We start from the raw sequence: 18721 nt of genomic DNA on the forward strand, positions 1-18721 counted from the left end.
ATCGCGCAGGAGTGCTGCGGCGCTTCCTCGGATCGGCGGGCAGGCCGAAATCCGTGAACAACACCGCTGCTGACCACGACCGCGCCGGCGACCCGGCCCAGACCGCGACCTTCTCCGGCGACGCGGACGGGCCGGCGTGGACTCCACCCACCTGGGAGGAGATCGTCAGCATGCACAGCGGCCGGGTCTACCGGCTCGCCTACCGTCTCACGGGCAACCAGCACGACGCCGAGGACCTCACGCAGGAGGTCTTCGTCCGAGTCTTCCGCTCCTTGTCGACGTACACGCCGGGCACCTTCGAGGGCTGGCTGCACCGCATCACGACCAACCTCTTCCTGGACATGGTCCGCCGAAAGCAGCGCATCCGGTTCGACGCGCTCGGCGACGACGCGGCCGAGCGGCTTCCCAGCAAGGAGCCCTCGCCGCAGCAGGTCTTCAACGACGCGCACTTCGACGCCGACGTCCAGCAGGCCCTCGACACCCTCGCCCCGGAGTTCCGCGCCGCCGTCGTCCTGTGCGACATCGAAGGACTGTCGTACGAGGAGATCGCGGCCACTCTGGGCGTGAAGCTCGGCACCGTCCGGTCCCGTATCCACCGGGGCCGTTCCCAGCTGCGCAAGGCCCTCGCGCACCGTTCGCCCAAGGCGCGCGCGGACCGCCCCTCCTTCGTGCCGCGTGTCCCCGCACTGGGGGGAGGGGGCGCGAGCGCGTGAGCAGTTCACTGCCGAAGTCCCCCGAGGGTCACCTCGCGGAGCATCATCTGGGAGACCGGCTCGCCGCCCTCGTGGACGGGGAGCTCGGTCATGACGCGCGTGAGCGCGTACTGGCGCACGTCGCCACCTGCGCCAAGTGCAAGGCGGAGGTGGACGAGCAGCGCCGGCTGAAGAACGTGTTCGCGGCCGCCGCACCGCCGCCGCCCTCCGAGAGCCTCCTGGCGCGCCTGCAAGGGCTGCCCGCCGGAGGCGGATTCGGCGACGGCGGCTCACCGCTGGGCGGCTCCCCGCTGCCGGGCGGCTCCACCGCCGGAGTCTTCGGGACGCGGCGCGGCGAGCGCTTCGAGTTCGCCTACGCGCCCGTGCGGCGTCACCATTCCGCGGCCGCCGCCGCGGAGGGGCTCGCCGCCGCCCGGCCCTCCTCGCGCGGGCTGCGGCTCGCGTTCGTCGCCGCGGGCGCGGTGTCGCTGGCCGCGATCGCCCTCGGCGGCGTCTCCACGGTCACCCCGGTCGACGCGGAGACGCGCGCCCAGGGCAAGGGGAGCAACGTGACCCCTGCGCGCACGCAGGGCGCGGGCGCGGGTGCGGCCACCACACCGGACTCCCGGCGCCGGGTCGGCCCGCTGCTCGGTCAGGTGTCCGGCGGTCAGAGCGCCCTCGGCTCGGGTCCCGTCGTGCCCACGGGCATCGCGGCCCCGCTGCTGCCCGGCGTGCCGTCACCGCATCAGGGCGGCGCCACAGCGGTGTCCCCGCACATACGCCCGCTGAATCCGGCCCCGCCGTTCGGACTGAGCGCATGGGCGTCGGCGGCCGGGCTGAAGAGCCCCGGCCTGGCCACGGCCTCGCCTTCCCCCTCGCCCACGCTCAGCGCGCGGACCGCCCGCTGACCGGGCCCCTGCGCGGGGGCGCGCGAACCTGATTAGATTCCGGGTGGCGCGCCCAGGCCCACCGCGGCCGGGCGCCATGCCGGGCTCCACCGCACGGGCGGACCGGAGCCGGTGCCGACGATCCGTGCCGGTCCAGCCGTGGGGAGAGCATGAACGAGGGGAAGCCGGTCACGCCGGGGGCATCCGAAGGACCCGACGGCGACTTCGAACTCGCCCGCCCGCAGCGGCCGGACGGCGACTACGAACTACGGCACCCTCTCGACACGGCGGCTGCTCCGTCATCGGCGGACGGATCGTCCGACGCCGGCGCGACAGCCGACCCGGGGCGCCGGGGCGGCACCGCGGGTGCTGCCGGGGCAGCGCCGGTCGCGGAACCCACGCCCGCCGTCCGGGACGCCGGAACCGCGACGGGCGCGGCGCAGGCCCCACGGTGCTGAGCACGCTCTGGACGCCGCCGCCGGTGGCGGCGCGAGCGTCTTCGGCAGGCCCGTCGACGCGGGTCCGGCCGACGCCGCGTCGGGCGCCGGGGCCCGCTCCGGTGCCGTGTCCGGCGCGGGCCCGGCGCCGGTTCGGGCACCTTGACCGGTACGGGCGTCGAGTACGTGGCCGACGGCGACTCCCGTGCGGCCGATGCGCGCAGTACGACGGCCGTCGCCGCGCAGGCTCCCGAGCTCGCCGACACCGTGCCCGCCCCGCCGCGGAGCCCACCCCGGCGGCCTCCGAGACCGCCCCGTCCCGCCCAGAGCGCCCGCACGGCCCCCAGGACACCGTGCACGCCCCCGGCGCCGAGGCGCCGGCTCCGCCTCACCGGTGGCGCGCCTACGCCCGCCTCCGGCACCGGCGCCACGGCCGTCGCGCCGGCCGCCGAGGCTCCGCCTCGCCTCCGGCCTCACCGGTGCGCGCGCCGACGCCCGGCCCCAGGGCACCGTGCCAGCGCCGGCACCGAGGCGCCGCTCCGGCCCCACAGGCGGCGCGCCTGCGCCCGCTTCCGGCACCGGCGCCACCGCCGTCGCGCCGACCGCCGAGGCCTCCGCTCCGGCCTCACCGGCGGCGCGCCGACGCCCGGGGCAGATGCCCCGCGCCCACCATTGCGCCCAGGAGCCGCGCCCCGCGCAGGCCCACTCCCCGCCCGGGTGTCGATGCGACCGCCTCCGGCCAACACGGCGCCACGCCGCGGCCGCCGACACCCACGCCACACCCAGCCCCTCCACGACCCCAACCCTACAGCACCCGCCCTACGGCGAGCCCGGGCCGTGGGCGCCCGCGCCGCCTGTGCAGCATCCGGCGGCCACCCCGGCGCACGGTGTGGCCGTGGGCGCGCCCCTGGCGGCTCCCGAGGCGGGTCTCGCCGCCCCTGCCGCCGACCCGTGGGCGCGCTACGACCCCTGGGCCGTCCCGGCGGCGGTCGCCCCGTTGCAGCAGGCCGACCCCGTCGAGGAGGACGTGAAGCGGCGGCGTGGCCGCCGCAGGCGGGCGCTGATCGGCGGCGCCCTCGTCATCGCACTCGTGTCCGGCGTCGCCGGCGGTGTCGTCGGCGTGCAGCTGGAGCGCAACGGCGGCATCGGCGCCGTGGAGCTGCCGCAGGCCGGTGTCGAGGCGCCCGACAGGGACCCCGGCTCCGTCGCCGGGATCGCCGCGCAGGCGCTGCCCAGCGTCGTCACCCTGCACGTCAGCGGCAGCGGCACCGCCGGCACCGGCACCGGCTTCGTGCTGGACGACCGGGGCCACATCCTCACCAACGACCACGTCGTCGAGCCCGCCGGGAAGAACGGCGAGATCACCGTCACCTTCCACAGCGGCGACACCGCCGAGGCGACCGTGGTCGGCCGGGACAGCGGCTACGACCTCGCCGTCGTACGGGTCAAGGGAGTCCGCGGACTCACCCCCCTGCCGCTCGGCAACTCCGACAACGTGCAGGTCGGCGACCCCGTCGTCGCCATCGGCGCCCCCTTCGACCTGGCCGGCACCGTCACCTCCGGCATCATCAGCGCCCGCGAACGGCCCATCACCGCCGGCGGCGAGAAGGGCGACGGCAGCGACGTGTCGTACGTCGACGCCCTGCAGACCGACGCGCCCATCAACCCCGGCAACTCCGGCGGCCCGCTGCTCGACGGCAAGGGCCGGGTGGTCGGCATCAACTCCGCCATCCGCTCCGCCGACGGCGGCCTGGACCCGGAGGGCGGCCAGTCCGGCTCCATAGGGCTCGGCTTCGCCATCCCGATCAACCAGGGCAAGCGGGTCGCCGAGGAGCTGATCGGCACCGGCAAGGCCACGCACCCGGTGATCGGCATCACCCTCGACATGGAGTACGACGGCGACGGCGCCCGCGTGGCGGCCGAGGGCAGCGACGGCGGCCCCCCGGTCACCACCGGCGGCCCCGGCGCCAAGGCGGGCATCCGCGCCGGCGACGTCATCACGAAGGTCGACGGCCGCCCCGTGCACTCCGGCGAGGAACTCATCGTCAAGACCCGCGCCCACCGCCCCGGCGACCGGCTGGAGCTGACCCTGGAGCGGAACGGCGTGGAACGCACGGTGTCCCTGGTGCTCGGCTCCTCCGACGGAGACTGACCCTCCGCCCGCGGCCGGCACGCCATCCGTCCGACGCCTCCGGGACGCCGGGACGGTACCGGTGGTGCGGGAGGTCCGGGTACCGTGGACCCGGCCCGGACCACGGAGGGCGAACGACCGGCACCGAGGGCCGAGGACCGAAGGCATCGCGAGGAGCTTCAGGTGTTCAATGACATAGGACCGCTCGAGCTGGTGACGCTCATCGTCCTCGCCGTGCTCATCTTCGGTCCGGAGAAGCTCCCCAAGGTCATCCAGGACGTGGCCCGCACGATCCGGAAGATCAGGGACTTCTCGGAGAGCGCCAAACAGGACATCCGGCAGGAGCTGGGCCCGGAGTTCAAGGACTTCGAGTTCGAGGACCTCAACCCCAAGACGTTCATCCGCAAGCAGCTGGACAACGACGACCTGGGGCTGAAGGAGATCCGCAACGGCTTCGACGTGAAGAAGGAGATGGCCGAGGTCACGGACGCCGTCCACGGGCGCGACACCGACCCGTCCCCCTCGCCCGCCGCACCCGGCGGCCGGGTGGACATGGTGAAGAAGCCCGAGACGCCGGCCGCCGGAGACCGCCCGCCCTTCGACATGGACGCCACCTGACCGGTCCCCGGGGCGTGCGCCGGCGCGTACGTGACGCGTTTCATACTCCACCCGAGCTGCGGACGGCCTGATCCGGGCGCCCGAACGCCTCACCCAGCGGGCGGTTTCCCTGCCCGTGGCCGCAGGATGGTTATGCTGCCGAGTTGTTGTGCGGAACGGACGAGTACGCCCGAAAGGGGGGCGGGCCGTCCGGTCCGACGAGAGCGAGGAGGCGTCCGGGCACATGGAGACGACGAGTTCGGCAGTCGCGCAGGCGCCGGCCGCGGAGGACGGACAACCGGTCCCCTCCGCCCGGCGTACGGTCGACGGCTACCTGCGTGCGCCCTTCCCGTGGTACGGCCTCGACGAGGCCTTCACGGGGCCGCGCCGGCTGATGCAGGTCGGCCTCTCGGCCGACGGGGCCGTGGAGCACGGATCGCTCGGACACGGCGACGAGCCGTCCGTCCGCAGCGAGTTCGGGGCCGGGGGAGACCAGGACGCCAAGGAGAAGTTCGCGGTCGTGGTGACCGTGGCGGCCAACCCGGTCCGCCGCAGCGCCGACGGCACGGGTCTGCTGGAGGCCACCTCGGTGTCCTCCGCCGCCTGGCTCGCCGGGGTGGGGCTGCTGTCCTTCACCTGGCCCGGCCAGATGGACCACACCCTGCGCGACGACTGGCTGGAGCAGCAGACGGAGACCGCCTGGGTGCTCGCCGACGACCTGGAGGGCGAGGACTGGTCGACGCTGTCCCTGCCCGTGGACGGCGTGCCCACGCCGTTCCACTACCGGGAGTCCGCGTACGGCTGGGTGCTCGCGGGTTCCACCCAGGCGGGCGTCCACGTGGGCGCGTACGGCCGGGGGATGAGCGCGTACGGGCTGGGCTTCGCCGTGGTGAAGGACATCGCCGCCTACCAGGACTGAATGAGCCCCCACAGGGATGAGCGAGCCCCCCCCACAGGGCCGAGCGAGCCTCCCACAGGAGCCGAGCGAATGCCGGAGGGCGCCGTCCGCAGCGGACGGCGCCCTCCGGCGTATGTACGGGCCTCAGAACTTGTTGCGCGGGGTGATCCCCAGGGACATGCCCGACAGGCCGCGCTGACGGCCGCCCAGCTTGCCCGCGATGGACCGCAGCGCCGAGCCCGCAGGGGACTGAGGGTCGGACAGCACGACGGGCTTGCCCTCGTCGCCGCCCTCGCGCAGCCGCACGTCGATCGGGATGGCGCCCAGCACCGGCACGTTGGCGCCGGTGGTGCGGGTCAGGCCCTCGGCGACGGTCTGGCCGCCGCCGGTGCCGAACACGTCGACCATCTCGCCGCAGTGCGGGCAGGGCAGCCCCGACATGTTCTCGACCACGCCGACGATCTTCTGGTGGGTCTGCACGGCGATGGAACCGGCGCGCTCGGCCACCTCGGCCGCGGCCTGCTGCGGGGTCGTGACGACCAGGATCTCCGCGTTCGGCACGAGCTGCGCGACCGAGATCGCGATGTCGCCGGTGCCGGGCGGCAGGTCGAGCAGCAGCACGTCCAGGTCGCCCCAGTACACGTCCGCGAGGAACTGCTGGAGCGCACGGTGCAGCATCGGGCCGCGCCACACCACGGGCGCGTTGCCCGGGGTGAACATGCCGATGGAGATGACCTTCACGCCGTGCGCCGACGGCGGCATGATCATGTTCTCCACCTGGGTGGGACGGCCGTCCGCGCCCAGCATGCGCGGCACGCTGTGGCCGTAGATGTCGGCGTCCACGACACCGACCTTCAGCCCGTCGGCCGCCATCGCCGCCGCCAGGTTCACCGTCACCGAGGACTTGCCGACACCGCCCTTGCCGGACGCCACCGCGTACACCCGGGTGAGGCTGCCCGGCTTGGCGAAGGGCACCTCGCGCTCGGTCTGCCCGCCGCGCAGGGCGTTCGCCAGCTCCTTGCGCTGCTCGTCGCTCATCACGTCCAGCGTCACGTCGACCCGGGTCACGCCCTCGACGCGGGAGACCGCGTCCGTCACGCGCTGCGTGATGGTGTCACGCATGGGACAGCCGGAGACCGTCAGGTACACGGTGACCGCGACCGCACCGTCCGCACCGACATCCACCGATTTGACCATCCCGAGCTCGGTGATGGGCCGGTTGATCTCGGGGTCGTTCACCGTCGCCAGTGCTTCGCGCACCGCGTCTTCCGTAGCCATAGGACGATGGTACGGCTCCTGGTACACCCGCCGGTAAGGACGTCAGCGGTCGTCTGCGTCACGTCCCGGCGGGTGTTCCGCCCGCATCGCCGGATACGCACCGTGGTGCTCCTTGTGGCCGTTCTGCCGGATCTCCAGCTCCTTGACCAGACCTTCCAGCTCCGAGCGGATCCAGTCCCGGGTCGCCACCTCGCCCAGCCCCATCCGCAGCGCGGCGACCTCACGGGTCAGATACTCGGTGTCCGCGATCGACCGCTCGTTCTGCTTCCGGTCCTGCTCCAGGTTGACCCGGTCGCGGTCGTCCTGCCGGTTCTGCGCGAGCAGGATCAGCGGGGCCGCGTAGGAGGCCTGGAGGGACAGCGCCAGCGTCAGGAAGATGAACGGGTACTCGTCGAACCGCAGGTGCTTCGGCGCGGACACGTTCCACAGCACCCACAGGATGATGACGACCGTCATCCAGACGATGAACCGCCCGGTGCCCAGGAACCGCGCGATGCGCTCCGAGAGCCGCCCGAAGGCGTCCGGGTCCCACTCGGGCAGGATCCGCCGCCGGGGAGGGCGCGGCTGGTCCAGCCGCGGCGCACGCGGCCGACCCGCCGCCGTGGCCCCGACCAGCGTCCGCTCACGCAGGGCGTCGCGCTCACCCGCCATCGGGCACCTCCCCCTCCTCCAGATGGAACTCGGTCTCCCGCCAGTCGCCCGGCAGCATGTGGTCGAGCACGTCGTCCACGGTCACCGCGCCCAGCAGCGACCCGGCCTCGTCGACCACCGGCGCCGCCACCATGTCGTACGTGGCGAAGAACCCGGCGACCACGGGCAGCGTCGCCTCCGGGTCCAGCGGCCGCAGGTCGTCGTCCAGCATCGAGCCGACCAGCGTGTACGGGGGGTCGCGCAGCAGCCGCTGGAAGTGCACGGTGCCCAGGTACTTGCCGGTCGGGGTCTCCTCCGGTGGCCGGCACACGTACACCTGCGCCGCGTGCGCGGGCGACAGGTCCGGCTCGCGGATCCGGGCGAGGGCGTCCGCGACGGTCGCGTCGGGGCGCAGGATGATCGGCTCGGTGGTCATCAGACCGCCCGCGGTGTGCTCCTCGTACGACATCAGACGGCGCATGTCGGCCGCGTCCGCGGGGCGCATCAGGCTCAGCAGGCGCTCCTTGTCCGCCTCCGGCAGCTCGCCCAGCAGGTCGGCCGCGTCGTCGGGGTCCATCGCCTCCAGGACGTCCGCGGCCCGCTCCTCCGCCAGTACGCCCAGGACCTCGATCTGGTCGTCCTCGGGCAGCTCCTCCAGGACGTCCGCGAGCCGGTCGTCGTCCAGGGCCGCGGCGACCTCCGCCCGCCGCTTGGGGGACAGATGGTGCAGCACGTTGGCCAGGTCGGCGGGGCGCAGCTGCTCGAAGGTGGCGAGCAGGTTCTCCGCGCCCTGCCCGGCCTCCTCCAGCGAGAAGCCGGTGACGGCGGACCACTCCACGGTCAGCGTCTCGCCCTTGCCGCGCCGGAACGCGCCCCCCTTCTTCCCCTTGCGCACGAAGACCCGGTCGATCTCCCACTCGCGGCGCGCCTGGAGCTGATGCACCGACAGGTCCAGGACGGTGACCTCCTCGCCGGTCTCCACGAGGGTGACCCGCCGGTCGAGCAGCTCGCCGAACACCAGCCGCTCGGTGGGGCGCTGCTCGAAGCGGCGGACGTTGAGCACGCCGGTGGTGATGACCTGGCCGGCCTGCACGGACGTCACCCGGGTCATGGGGAGGAAGATGCGGCGCCGGGTGGAGAGTTCGACCACCAGGCCGAGCAGCCGGGGCGGACGGCGGCCCGGACGCAGGATGACGACGAGATCGCGCACGCGGCCCACCTGGTCGCCCGCCGGGTCGAAGACGGCGACGCCGGCGATGTGCGAGACGAAGAACCGGGGTGCGCCCGATGCCATTCCGGCGGCTCCTTTGCGTGCGTGCGGTGTGCTTCCGTGCCGTGTGCTGCCTGCTGCGTCTGTTTTCCGGATTGCCCGCTCGGACGGGCTTCAGGCTAGCCCGTCCCGATCGGTGCCGCGCTGGTGGCCGGTCCGGACGGACTGACTCCGTCCGGCCCCACCGGCCCCGGTACTCTGCGGTATTCCGTTCAGGTCCCCCGTCAGAGAGGCAGCCCACCTGTGATTCCGATCTCCCCGGGCCGTTCCCGCAGGGCCACGCTGGCCGGCGCCGTGTGCGCGCTGCTCGTGGCGGGGACGGGGCTCACGGGATGCTCCGAGGATCCGAACGAGGGAACGAACGGCGTCGGCAGACTCCCCGCCGACCAGATCCAGACCAAGGCGCAGAAGGCGGCCGCGTCCGTGGGCACGGTGCGGCTGCACGGCTCGGTGCAGGCCGGCGGCCGCAGCTACGACCTGGACATGCGGCTGAAGCCGCAGGGCGGCATCGGCTCGGTCAGCACCGAGGGGGAGACGTTCCGGCTGCTGCGGGTCGGCCAGGAGCTCTACCTGAAGGCCGACGCCGCCTTCTGGGGGAAGGGCGGCGACGGGAAGGGCGACTCCAAGGCGGCGGACAAGCTCGCCTCCAAGTACGTCAAGGTGCCCAAGGGCGACCCGTCGTACACCAAGTTCATCGGCTTCACCGACAAGAACGTGCTGCTCGGCGGGTTGCTGACGCTGCACGGCAAGCTCAGCACGGACGGCCACCACGAGCAGGACGGGACCCGCACCGTCCGGGTCACCGGCGACGACGGCGCCGGCGGCACCCTGGACGTCTCCCTCGAGGGCAAGCCGTACCCGCTGCGCCTGGTGCGCGCCGGGGAGGCCGGCACGCTCACCTTCTCCTCCTGGGGCGCCGACTTCCCGCTGGAGAAGCCCGCCAAGGGCGACACCCTCGACTACGGCAAGCAGCTCCCGACGTCCTGAGCGCCCCGGAGGTCAGCCGCGCCGCTTGCGCTTCGCCAGCAGGCGCGGCAGCCCGGCCGGTATCGGCGTCCGGGTCGTCGCCGGGGTGGGCAGCGGGGCGGCGGAGAGGTCGCCGTCGGGCAGCGTGCCCGTCGCGCCGGTCGGCTCCAGACGCAGCACGCGGCACTCGCGGGCCCAGCGCTCCGGCATCGCCTCGCCGTCGGGGGCGTTGAGCCGCTTGCCCTTGAGGCCGTCGACGGCCGCCGTCCACTCCTCGGAGCCGGACGCCAGTTCGCGGACGGTCGCGGTCCAGGTGACCAGCCGGCCGCCCTTGTCCTTGCTGCGCACGGTCACCTCGGCGCGCGCCCCGTCGGCGAGTCCCGTCAGGGGCTGTTCGCCGGGGCCGTCGCCGACCACGCACGCGGCGCCCTCGTGCCACACGTGCCACAGTGGCCGGGCCGGGACGCCGGGTGCTTCGACCCAGATGAGGCCGGACTTCTTCGAGGCCTCCTCGATGAGGGCCCGGTCGAGCAGCTCGCCAGTCATGCGCCCAGCCTATCCAGGCCGGGCCGGCCGTCTCAGAGCCAGCCGTTGCGCTTGAGCGTGCGGTGGATGCCGAGGCAGATGGCGACCGTGACGCCGAGGACCACCGGGTAGCCGAACTTCCAGTGGGTCTCCGGCATGTAGTCGAAGTTCATGCCGTACACCCCGCAGACCATCGTCGGGACGGCGATGATCGCGGCCCATGAGGTGATCTTGCGCATGTCCTCGTTCTGCGCGACGGACGCCTGCGCGAGGTTGGCCTGGAGGATGGAGTTCAGCAGCTCGTCGAAGCCGACGACCTGCTCCTGCACCCGGGCCACGTGGTCGGCGACGTCCCGGAAGTACTTCTGGATCTCCGGGTCGATCAGCCGCATCGGCCGCTCGGAGAGCAGCTGCATCGGCCGCAGCAGCGGCGCCACGGCCCGCTTGAACTCCAGCACCTCACGCTTGAGCTGGTAGATCTCACCGGCGTCGGTGCCGCGCGGGGTGCCCTTGCGGCCGGGGGAGAAGACCTTGGTCTCGACCTCGTCGATGTCGTCCTGCATGGCGTCGGCGACCGCGATGTAGCCGTCCACGACGTGGTCGGCGATGGCGTGCAGCACCGCCGAGGGGCCCTTGGCCAGCAGCTCGGGGTCGTCCTGGAGGCGGTGGCGCAGGGCGCGCAGCGAGCCCTGGCCGCCGTGCCGGACGGTGATGAAGAAGTCCCGTCCGGTGAAGCACATGACCTCGCCGGTCTCCACGATCTCGCTGCTGGAGGAGACGCGGTCGTGCTCGAGGTAGTGGACGGTCTTGAAGACCGTGAACAGGGAGTCGTCGTAGCGCTCCAGCTTGGGCCGCTGGTGGGCCTGGACGGCGTCCTCCACGGCCAGCGGGTGCAGCCCGAACTCGGCGGCGATGCCCGCGAATTCGGCCTCCGTGGGCTCGTGCAGGCCGATCCAGACGAAGCCCCCGTCGCGGCGCACCCGGCGCATCGCGTCCTGGGGGCTGAGCGGGCCGCCCTCGGTGTCCTGGCGGCGGCCGTCCCGGTAGACGGCGCAGTCGACGACGGCGGTGGCCGCCGCGCGCTCCCGCGAGGTCTCGTACGGGCCGCTCTCCTTGCGGAGCGAGATGCGGGAGGCGGGACGGACCACGGCGCGCAGGTCGCGGATCATCGACATGGCGGGCTCCTTCGCGAACGGGCAACGAAAGGCGCCGGGGCGACGGGTGGAACAACCCGGAATGAGGACGTCCTGGACTGCGCATGTTTGGCACGTCCACAAAGCGGGGAGCACCGCACCGTCGCGGTGGCGAGCTTCGTCGCTGATACAGCTACTGGGGCAGATCAGTCAGAACGAAACGAATGCTCTTCCGATGAAGACGCGCGAAGCGAAAGGCGGGAGCCGAAAGGAGAACAGCTGCCTCAGCGGGCGGAAGAGCGGGTGATACTGCACGGTCGACTTCGATCCATGTCAGCCCCACCTCCTCCGGCCGGTCCCTCGTGAGGGACGATCGCGATCCCCTGGGGGATTCCCCCTGTGAGCGGGGAGTGTCGTACAGGCGTTCAGGCAGTGTCGGAACGCTTGATGCGTGCTGCCCGAACCACCGGCCAAGCGTATCAGCCGACTGCTGTGTCAAGGCTCTGCTTTGCCCGGTACTGACGAGTTCTATGCTCGCCGCATGGCTGATGTTCTTCCTCTGGTCGAGGCCCGGCTGCGCAGCGCGCTGGGCGAACCGGACGCGCGCGCGGCGGTCACCTTTCTGGGCACGGACCGCATCGAGGTGCTGCGGTTCCACGAGGGGGACATCGTGCGCTACGCGACCCTCGGCATGTCCGCGCAGCCCATGACGGACCCCACCGCGGTGATCGCGGACCCGGTCGCGGGGCCGCGCGCCGAGCTGGTGCTGTCCGTGCGCGGCGGTGTCGCCGACACCGACAAGGTGCTCCGTCCGCTCGCCGTGCTCGCTGCGTCCCCGCAGGTCGAGGGGCTCGTCGTGGCGCCCGGCGCCTCGCTGGACGTGGCGGAGCCGCTGTGGCCGGGCGCCCCGTTCACCTCGGTGCTGGTCGCCGAGCCGGGCGGGCTGGTGGAGGACCTCGAACTCGACGCCCCGCTCGAGCCGGTGCGCTTCCTGCCGCTGCTGCCGATGACGCCGAACGAGGCCGCCTGGAAGCGCGTGCACGGCGCGCAGGCGCTCCAGGAGCGGTGGCTGAACCACGGCACGGACCTCAGGGACCCGTCCCGGAAGTCCGTGCCGCTGGACTGAGCGCCGGAGTGAGGAAACTCACCAACGCCCGCCCGGAAGGGCTCAGTTGGCGAAGACGCCCACGCCGTCCTCGGTCGCGTGCGCGGGCCGGAGCTCCTCGGCCTCGGCGGTGAGCGCCCGGCGCCGCACCAGCACCACCAGCGCGCCCAGTACCGCCGTCACCGCGGCGACCGTGAACGGCATGTGGACGTCGCTCCACTCCTCGATCTTCGGCGCGAAGAACGGCGCCGCGGCGGCCGCGAACCAGCGCACGAAGTTGTACCCGGCGCTCGCCACCGGACGCGGCGCGTCCGACACCCCGAGCGCCAGCTCCGTGTACACGGTGTTGTTCACGCCGATCAGCGCGCCGGACACCACGGTGCACACGACCGCCGTGGTGTGGCCGCCGTAGCCGAGGACGAGCACGTCCACCGCGAGCAGCACCAGCGAGCCGCCCAGCACCTGGAGCGAGCCGAACCGCTTCTGCAGCCGCGGGGCCACGATCACCGAGAACACGGCGAGCAGCACGCCCCAGGCGAAGAACACCGCGCCGGAGCGGTAGGGGGACATGTTCAGCACGAACGGCGTGAAGGCCAGCACGGTGAAGAACGTGTAGTTGTAGAAGAACGCCGAGACCGCCGTGGAGGCCAGCCCCCCGTGCCCGAGCGCCTTGACGGGGTCCAGCAGCGAGGTCTTGCGGGCCGGCCGGGGCTGCTCCTTCAGGAACGCGGTGATGCACACGAAGCCGATCGCCATCAGCGCGGCCGTGCCGAAGAAGGGGTAGCGCCAGCTCGCGTCGCCGAGCAGCGCGCCCACCAGCGGGCCGCAGGCCATGCCGAGGCCCAGGGCGGACTCGTACAGCAGGATGGCGGCCGCGCTGCCTCCGGCCGCGGCGCCGACGATGACGGCGAGGGCGGTCGAGACGAACAGCGCGTTGCCCAGTCCCCAGCCGGCGCGGAAGCCGACCAGTTCGCCGACCGACCCCGAGGTGCCCGAGAGCCCGGCGAAGACCACGACGAGCGCGAGCCCGAGCAGCAGGGTCTTGCGTCCGCCGATGCGGCTGGAGACGAAGCCGGTCACCAGCATGGCCAGCGCGGTGATCAGGAAATAGGAGGTGAAGAGCAGGGAGACCTGCCCGGCGGTCGCGTCGAGGCCCTCGGCGATGGACGGCAGGATCGGGTCGACGAGGCCGATGCCCATGAAGGCGACGACGGACGCGCCTGCGGTCGCCCACACGGCTTTCGGCTGCCTGAGGATGCTGCCGGATCCCGTGTCGATGGGGTCCATGGGTGCTCCAATCCCGGGACGTGGGGGGATGCCGGCCGCCGGAGGGGAGCGCCGGACGGACGGCGGGATGGTTGGGATATACAACAGTAGGTTAGCCAACCTAATTAATGCAAGCTACATCTATCTCGGTCCGTGAGCCGCCGTTCCGCCCGGTCGGGTGATCGTCCTTGACGTGGCGCTGCGGACCTAGGACCGTGGGGCCCTATGAGGGGCGAACCCAGTTGCCCGAAGTGCGGTGGCCGGGTCAGGGCTCCCGGCCTCTTCTCGGATGCCTGGCAGTGCGATGTGCACGGCACCGTGCACCCGCTGCAGCCCGTGATACCGCCGAGTGTCGAGGCCCTCGAAGTCGTCGTGCACCGCACCAAGGTGCCCGTGTGGATGCCGTGGCCGCTGCCGGTGGGGTGGCTCTTCACCGGTGTCGCGTCCGCGGGCGACGACCGCAGCGGGGGCCGGGCGACGGCCGTCGCGTGCACCGGCCCCGGGCCGCTCGGCGGGATGGGTGAGCTCATCCTGGTCGCCGAGGAGCTCGGCGTCGGACTCGGCGCGCGCTACGCGGGCATCGACGGCCCCGACCCCGGGCCGTACATGAACGTCGAGAAACCGCCCCAGGCCAAGGTGCTGGCCGCGGGCCGCCCGACCCCGCTCTGGCACGTCGCCCGTACGCCCGACGACCGTGCCGTGTTCGCGGGCGAGGCGCTCGGCCTGTGGCTGTGGGCCGTGGTGTGGCCCGAGCAGTCGGGCCTGCTGATGTACGACGAGCTGGTGCTCGCCGATCTGCGGGACGCCGGCGCCGAGGTGGAGCTGGTGCCGTGCGGCGCGCTGTCTCCGCGTCTGCTGGAGAAGTAGGTGCTGATGTAGGGGGCGCTCGACGGTTTCGGCTGTGACGGTGGCGGCCGAAAATCCGGTTATCCTGGAGCGTCCCTGTCCATCCGTCACGCTTGGAGTACCGCGTCGTGCGTATCGACCTGCACACCCACTCCACCGCGTCCGACGGCACGGACACCCCCGCCGACCTGGTCCGCAAGGCCGCCGCGGCCGGACTCGACGTCGTGGCCCTCACCGACCACGACACCACCCGCGGCCACGCCGAGGCGCTCGCGGCGCTGCCCCAGGGGCTGACCCTGGTCACCGGCGCCGAGCTGTCCTGCCGCCTGGACGGCGTCAGCATGCATCTGCTGGCCTACCTCTTCGACCCCGAGGAGCCCGCCCTGCTCGCCGAGCGCGAGCTGGTCCGGGACGACCGGGTGCCGCGCGCCAAGGGCATGATCGCCAAGCTGAACGAGCTGGGCGTGCCCGTCACCTGGGAACAGGTCGCGCGGATCGCCGGCAACGGCTCGGTGGGCCGCCCGCACGTGGCCAGCGCCCTGGTCGAGCTCGGCGTGGTGGACAGCGTGAGCGACGCCTTCACGCCCGAGTGGCTGGCCGACGGCGGCCGGGCGTACGTGCCGAAGCACGAGACCGACCCCTTCGAGGCCGTACGGCTGGTGAAGAACGCGGGCGGCGTCGCCGTCTTCGCGCACCCCGCCGCGGTCAAGCGCGGCAGGACCGTGCCGGACTCCGCGATCGCGGAGCTGGCCCGGGCCGGGCTCGACGGCATCGAGGTCGACCACATGGACCACGACCCCGGCACCCGGGCGCGGCTGCGCGGCCTGGCGGGCGAGCTGGGGCTGCTGGTCACCGGGTCGAGCGACTACCACGGCAGCCGGAAGACCTGCGTCCTCGGCGAGTTCTCCACGGACCCCGAGGTCTACGGCGAGATCACGCGGCGCGCGACCGGGGCGTTCCCGGTGCCGGGGACCGGCGGAGCGGTCTGACACCCGCGGGGCCACCGGCCCCGGTGTCCAGCTCCCACCCTTTTCTCTCACTTCCGTTCTCGCGCTAGGCAGTCATGTTCGACGTCGCCGTCTTCGGCTCTCTCTTCCTGACCCTTTTTGTCATCATGGATCCCCCTGGGATCACCCCGATCTTCCTCGCGCTGACCGCGGGCCGTCCGGCCAAGGCGCAGCGGCAGATGGCCTTCCAGGCGGTGTGCGTGGCGGGCGGTGTGATCGTCGTCTTCGGTCTGCTCGGCCACCAGATCCTGGACTACCTGCACGTCTCCATACCGGCGCTGATGATCGCCGGCGGTCTGCTGCTCCTGCTGATCGCGCTGGACCTGCTCACCGGCAAGACCGACGAGCCGCAGCAGACCAAGGACGTCAATGTCGCGCTGGTCCCGCTGGGCATGCCGCTGCTGGCCGGTCCGGGCGCGATCGTGTCGGTCATCCTCGCCGTGGAGAAGGCCGACAGCGTGGCGTCGCAGGTCTCGGTCTGGTCGGCGATCCTCGCCATCCATGTCGTGCTGTGGCTGGTGATGCGCTACTCGCTGCTGACCATCCGGGTCATCAAGGAGGGCGGCGTGGTCCTGGTGACGCGGCTCGCGGGCATGATGCTGTCCGCCATCGCCGTGCAGCAGATCATCAACGGGGTCACGCAGGTGATCCAGGGCGCCTGACGCCCGGCCGCGGACACACCGGAGCCCCCGTACCCGAGTGGTACAGGGGCTCCCCAAGCATGCGCACAGATGTTACGAGGCCGGAGTGTCGGCCGGGCGGATCCACAGGCGCTGCCCGATGGCGGCGGCCTGCTGAACGATGCGGTTGACGGAGGCGGCGTCCACAACGGTCGAGTCCACGGTCGTGCCGTCGACGTCGTCGAGTCGCATGATTTCGAAGCGCAAGGGCTTCTCCCTTCGTCTGGTCATCCTCCTGAAGGAGAACTACTGGGTGAAGGCCCACAGGCCGGACGGGCTTGTGTGCCGCACTCTGTCCAACGAGCTGCGTGGTGCAAACATTCCCTACGCTAAGGAAAATTTTCGATCGGCTAAATACTGACGGGTAAGGGTTTTCGAACGGGACCGACCGGGACCGGTTGTGTTCGTAGCGTGACGAGCGGAACAATGAGAGGTGATGAACGACGACCTCGCGGCCCTGCAGGCCCGTATCGACCGCACGAACGAGCTGCTCCAGCGCATGCTCGCCGAGGTGGCCAAGACGCCCTCGACGCACGCGATCTTCGTGGACGCCGGCTACCTCTACGCGGCCGCGGGGCGGCTCGTCGCGGGGACGGAGGACCGCCGCGCCTTCGACCTCGACGCCGAAGGGCTGATCGACGCGCTCATCGACCGCGCCCGCACCATCTTCGCCGACAGCAGGCTGCTGCGCGTCTACTGGTACGACGGTGCCCGGCGCCGCATCCACACCGCCGAGCAGCAGTCCATCGCCGAACTGCCCGACGTCAAGGTCCGCCTCGGCAACCTCAACGCCAACAACCAGCAGAAGGGCGTCGACTCCCTGATCCGCTCCGACCTGGAGTCACTGGCCCGGCACCGCGCCATCAGCGACGCGGCCCTGCTCGGCGGCGACGAGGACCTGGTCTCCGCCGTCGAGGCCGCCCAGGGGTACGGCGCCCGCGTCCACCTGTGGGGCATCGAGGCGCCGGAGGGCCGCAACCAGGCCGAGCCGCTGCTCTGGGAGGTCGACAGCCAGCGCACGCTCGACCTCGACTTCTTCAAGCCGTACGTCTCCCGGCGCACGGCACCCGCCTACGAACCGGCGGGCGGCCGGCCCAGCCGCGAGAACGTGCGCTTCGTCGGCGCGCAGATCGCCGCGAAGTGGCTGGTCTCGCGCGGCCGCGACACCATGATGGAGCTGCTCCCCGGCCACCCCTACCTGCCCGGCTCCGTCGACCAGGACCTCCTGGTCGAGGCCGAGGGCCTCCTCCAGTACTCCCTGCGCGGCCAGGCCGACCTGCGCCGTGCCCTGCGCGACGGGTTCTGGGACCACCTGCAGGCGCAGTACTAGGCGCCGTCCCCCGTCCGCCGTTCCGCGGGACGCACGGCCCGGTAGTACAGGTCCAGGCACATGAGCAGTTCGGTGCGTTCCACGCCCGGCAGGGTTCTGATCTCGGAGTCGATCAGGCGCATGACGTCCTGCGCGTCACGGCAGACGGCCTCGGCGAAGATGTCGAAGCGGCCGGCGCACGCCACGACATAGGTGATGGACGGGATCTTGGTGAGGAGCCGGGCGAGGGCTTCGATGCCCTGGCCCGGGCGGCAGCGTATGGCCACCCAGACCTGCATCCCGAAGCCCAGGCTGCGCGGGTTGGCGATGGCGGTGATGCGCAGGACGCGGTCGCCGATCATGCGGGTGACGCGCTTGCGGACCTGGGACTCGGAGATGCCCACCGTCTCCGCGACGGCCTGGAAGGGGAGCCGGCCGTCCAGGCTGAGTTCCCCGATGATCTGCCGGTCGGTGGCGTCGAGCGAGGCGGCCTGCGCGCCCTCGCCCTCCTCCGTCCGCTCCGGCGCCGCCTTGTCCTGGGCGACGTCCCAGGCCGGTTCCTGGTAGTGGAGCTGGAGGTAGGGGAAGACCTCCGCCGATCCGACGCCCGGTGTCCTGGCCAGGGTGTCGTGGACGACGGTCAGCAGTTCCGCCGTGTCACGGCACAGCACCTCCACCAGCGCGTCGTAACGGCCCGTGGTGACGACGGCGTAGTCGACGGCGGGCAGCTCCGCGAGGGAGTTCATCAGCGGTTTGACGGCCTGTCCGCCGTCGAAGGCGAGGCCGACGAGGGCCATCACCGGGAAGCCGAGGAGGGCGGGGTCGGCGACCGCCGTGATCTGGATGACGTTGTCGTCGAGGAGCTGGTTGACCTTGCGGCGGACCGTCTTCTCCGGCACGCCCAGGTCGCGGGCCATGCCGGCGAAAGACCGGCGTCCGTCGGCCTGGAGGAGGCGGACGAGTTGGCGGTCGAGTTCGGTGAGCCGCGCGTCCACCTCGTCCTGGCCGGGCAGCGGCAGCGAGCCGTCGAGAAAGCCGGAGACGAGGTGGGAGGGGCCGCGCAT

The 18721-nt window shown here is 72.4% G+C and carries 19 protein-coding genes; 11 read left to right on the top strand and 8 right to left on the bottom strand.

All coding sequences use genetic code 11. From position 1 onward, the window contains the following. Positions 1 to 53 precede the first annotated feature (53 nt). The 5 genes from sigE to AY578_RS21815 all read left to right on the top strand — a co-directional run bounded on the left by sigE (position 54) and on the right by AY578_RS21815 (position 5663). Positions 54 to 713 carry an RNA polymerase sigma factor SigE gene (sigE, locus tag AY578_RS21795; protein WP_020699989.1) on the top strand — a complete coding sequence of 220 codons (660 nt, stop codon included), beginning with the start codon at positions 54 to 56 and terminating at the stop codon, positions 711 to 713. Further along, the gene (locus tag AY578_RS21800) at positions 710 to 1600 is read left to right on the top strand and encodes an anti-sigma factor family protein (protein ID WP_019522265.1); all 891 of its coding nucleotides are present in this window, start codon (positions 710 to 712) and stop codon (positions 1598 to 1600) included. Before sigE ends, AY578_RS21800 begins: the two co-directional genes overlap by 4 nt. Positions 1601 to 2911: 1311 nt before the next feature. Beyond that, entirely contained in the window at positions 2912 to 4168 is a 1257-nt protein-coding gene (locus AY578_RS21805) for a S1C family serine protease (RefSeq protein WP_420341315.1), read from the top strand. 162 nt (positions 4169 to 4330) lie between these two features. Beyond that, on the top strand, positions 4331 to 4765 hold the full coding sequence (locus AY578_RS21810) for a sec-independent translocase (RefSeq protein WP_019522263.1): 435 nt from the start codon (positions 4331 to 4333) through the stop codon (positions 4763 to 4765). 223 nt (positions 4766 to 4988) lie between these two features. Continuing rightward, positions 4989 to 5663, top strand: a complete 675-nt coding sequence (locus AY578_RS21815) for a hypothetical protein (protein WP_019522262.1) — start codon at positions 4989 to 4991, stop codon at positions 5661 to 5663. Positions 5664 to 5786: 123 nt separating this feature from the next. Here AY578_RS21815 and AY578_RS21820 read toward each other — a convergent pair whose 3' ends face one another. From AY578_RS21820 to AY578_RS21830, 3 genes are read right to left on the bottom strand one after another with little or no spacing between them, the layout of a single operon-like run. After that, positions 5787 to 6920 (bottom strand): Mrp/NBP35 family ATP-binding protein, encoded by a 1134-nt coding sequence (locus AY578_RS21820; RefSeq protein ID WP_026243422.1) that lies wholly within the window; start codon positions 6918 to 6920, stop codon positions 5787 to 5789. 42 nt (positions 6921 to 6962) lie between these two features. Next, positions 6963 to 7571 carry a DUF1003 domain-containing protein gene (locus tag AY578_RS21825; RefSeq protein ID WP_137208014.1) on the bottom strand — a complete coding sequence of 203 codons (609 nt, stop codon included), beginning with the start codon at positions 7569 to 7571 and terminating at the stop codon, positions 6963 to 6965. After that, the gene (locus AY578_RS21830) at positions 7561 to 8844 is read right to left on the bottom strand and encodes a magnesium transporter MgtE N-terminal domain-containing protein (protein ID WP_019522259.1); all 1284 of its coding nucleotides are present in this window, start codon (positions 8842 to 8844) and stop codon (positions 7561 to 7563) included. Before AY578_RS21830 ends, AY578_RS21825 begins: the two co-directional genes overlap by 11 nt. A 219-nt stretch (positions 8845 to 9063) precedes the next feature. Here AY578_RS21830 and AY578_RS21835 point away from each other — a divergent pair, with 219 nt between their 5' ends. Further along, positions 9064 to 9807 (top strand): hypothetical protein, encoded by a 744-nt coding sequence (locus tag AY578_RS21835; protein ID WP_019522258.1) that lies wholly within the window; start codon positions 9064 to 9066, stop codon positions 9805 to 9807. A 12-nt stretch (positions 9808 to 9819) separates the two neighbouring features. Here the strand turns inward: AY578_RS21835 and AY578_RS21840 are convergent, their stop codons facing one another. Together AY578_RS21840 and AY578_RS21845 are read right to left on the bottom strand one after the other, a co-directional pair. After that, positions 9820 to 10332: a hypothetical protein gene (locus tag AY578_RS21840; protein WP_028959359.1), complete on the bottom strand. Its 513-nt coding sequence runs from the start codon at positions 10330 to 10332 to the stop codon at positions 9820 to 9822. A gap of 32 nt (positions 10333 to 10364) precedes the next feature. After that, positions 10365 to 11486, bottom strand: a complete 1122-nt coding sequence (locus tag AY578_RS21845) for a magnesium and cobalt transport protein CorA (RefSeq protein ID WP_019522256.1) — start codon at positions 11484 to 11486, stop codon at positions 10365 to 10367. 499 nt (positions 11487 to 11985) lie between these two features. Between AY578_RS21845 and AY578_RS21850 the strand changes: the two genes are divergently transcribed. Further along, complete coding sequence (locus AY578_RS21850) at positions 11986 to 12570, top strand: suppressor of fused domain protein (protein ID WP_019522255.1); 585 nt, start codon at positions 11986 to 11988, stop codon at positions 12568 to 12570. A gap of 42 nt (positions 12571 to 12612) precedes the next feature. Here AY578_RS21850 and AY578_RS21855 read toward each other — a convergent pair whose 3' ends face one another. Beyond that, positions 12613 to 13836: an MFS transporter gene (locus tag AY578_RS21855; protein ID WP_028959358.1), complete on the bottom strand. Its 1224-nt coding sequence runs from the start codon at positions 13834 to 13836 to the stop codon at positions 12613 to 12615. A 204-nt stretch (positions 13837 to 14040) separates the two neighbouring features. Here AY578_RS21855 and AY578_RS21860 point away from each other — a divergent pair, with 204 nt between their 5' ends. The 3 genes from AY578_RS21860 (at position 14041) to AY578_RS21870 (ending at position 16330) form a co-directional block, all read left to right on the top strand. Further along, positions 14041 to 14682 carry a DUF6758 family protein gene (locus AY578_RS21860; protein WP_026243421.1) on the top strand — a complete coding sequence of 214 codons (642 nt, stop codon included), beginning with the start codon at positions 14041 to 14043 and terminating at the stop codon, positions 14680 to 14682. 107 nt (positions 14683 to 14789) lie between these two features. Then, positions 14790 to 15650 (top strand): PHP domain-containing protein, encoded by an 861-nt coding sequence (locus tag AY578_RS21865; RefSeq protein ID WP_026243420.1) that lies wholly within the window; start codon positions 14790 to 14792, stop codon positions 15648 to 15650. 74 nt (positions 15651 to 15724) lie between these two features. Continuing rightward, positions 15725 to 16330 carry a MarC family protein gene (locus tag AY578_RS21870; protein ID WP_019522251.1) on the top strand — a complete coding sequence of 202 codons (606 nt, stop codon included), beginning with the start codon at positions 15725 to 15727 and terminating at the stop codon, positions 16328 to 16330. Positions 16331 to 16402: 72 nt separating this feature from the next. Here the strand turns inward: AY578_RS21870 and AY578_RS21875 are convergent, their stop codons facing one another. Further along, on the bottom strand, positions 16403 to 16555 hold the full coding sequence (locus AY578_RS21875; protein ID WP_019522250.1) for a DUF8834 family protein: 153 nt from the start codon (positions 16553 to 16555) through the stop codon (positions 16403 to 16405). A gap of 229 nt (positions 16556 to 16784) precedes the next feature. Between AY578_RS21875 and AY578_RS21880 the strand changes: the two genes are divergently transcribed. Beyond that, positions 16785 to 17678: an NYN domain-containing protein gene (locus tag AY578_RS21880; RefSeq protein ID WP_019522249.1), complete on the top strand. Its 894-nt coding sequence runs from the start codon at positions 16785 to 16787 to the stop codon at positions 17676 to 17678. Here AY578_RS21880 and AY578_RS21885 read toward each other — a convergent pair. Continuing rightward, complete coding sequence (locus AY578_RS21885; RefSeq protein ID WP_136238486.1) at positions 17675 to 18721, bottom strand: Lrp/AsnC family transcriptional regulator; 1047 nt, start codon at positions 18719 to 18721, stop codon at positions 17675 to 17677. The genes AY578_RS21880 and AY578_RS21885 overlap by 4 nt on opposite strands.

The organism is Streptomyces thermocarboxydus (genome assembly GCF_024760485.1).
Lineage (GTDB): Bacteria > Actinomycetota > Actinomycetes > Streptomycetales > Streptomycetaceae > Streptomyces > Streptomyces cellulosae.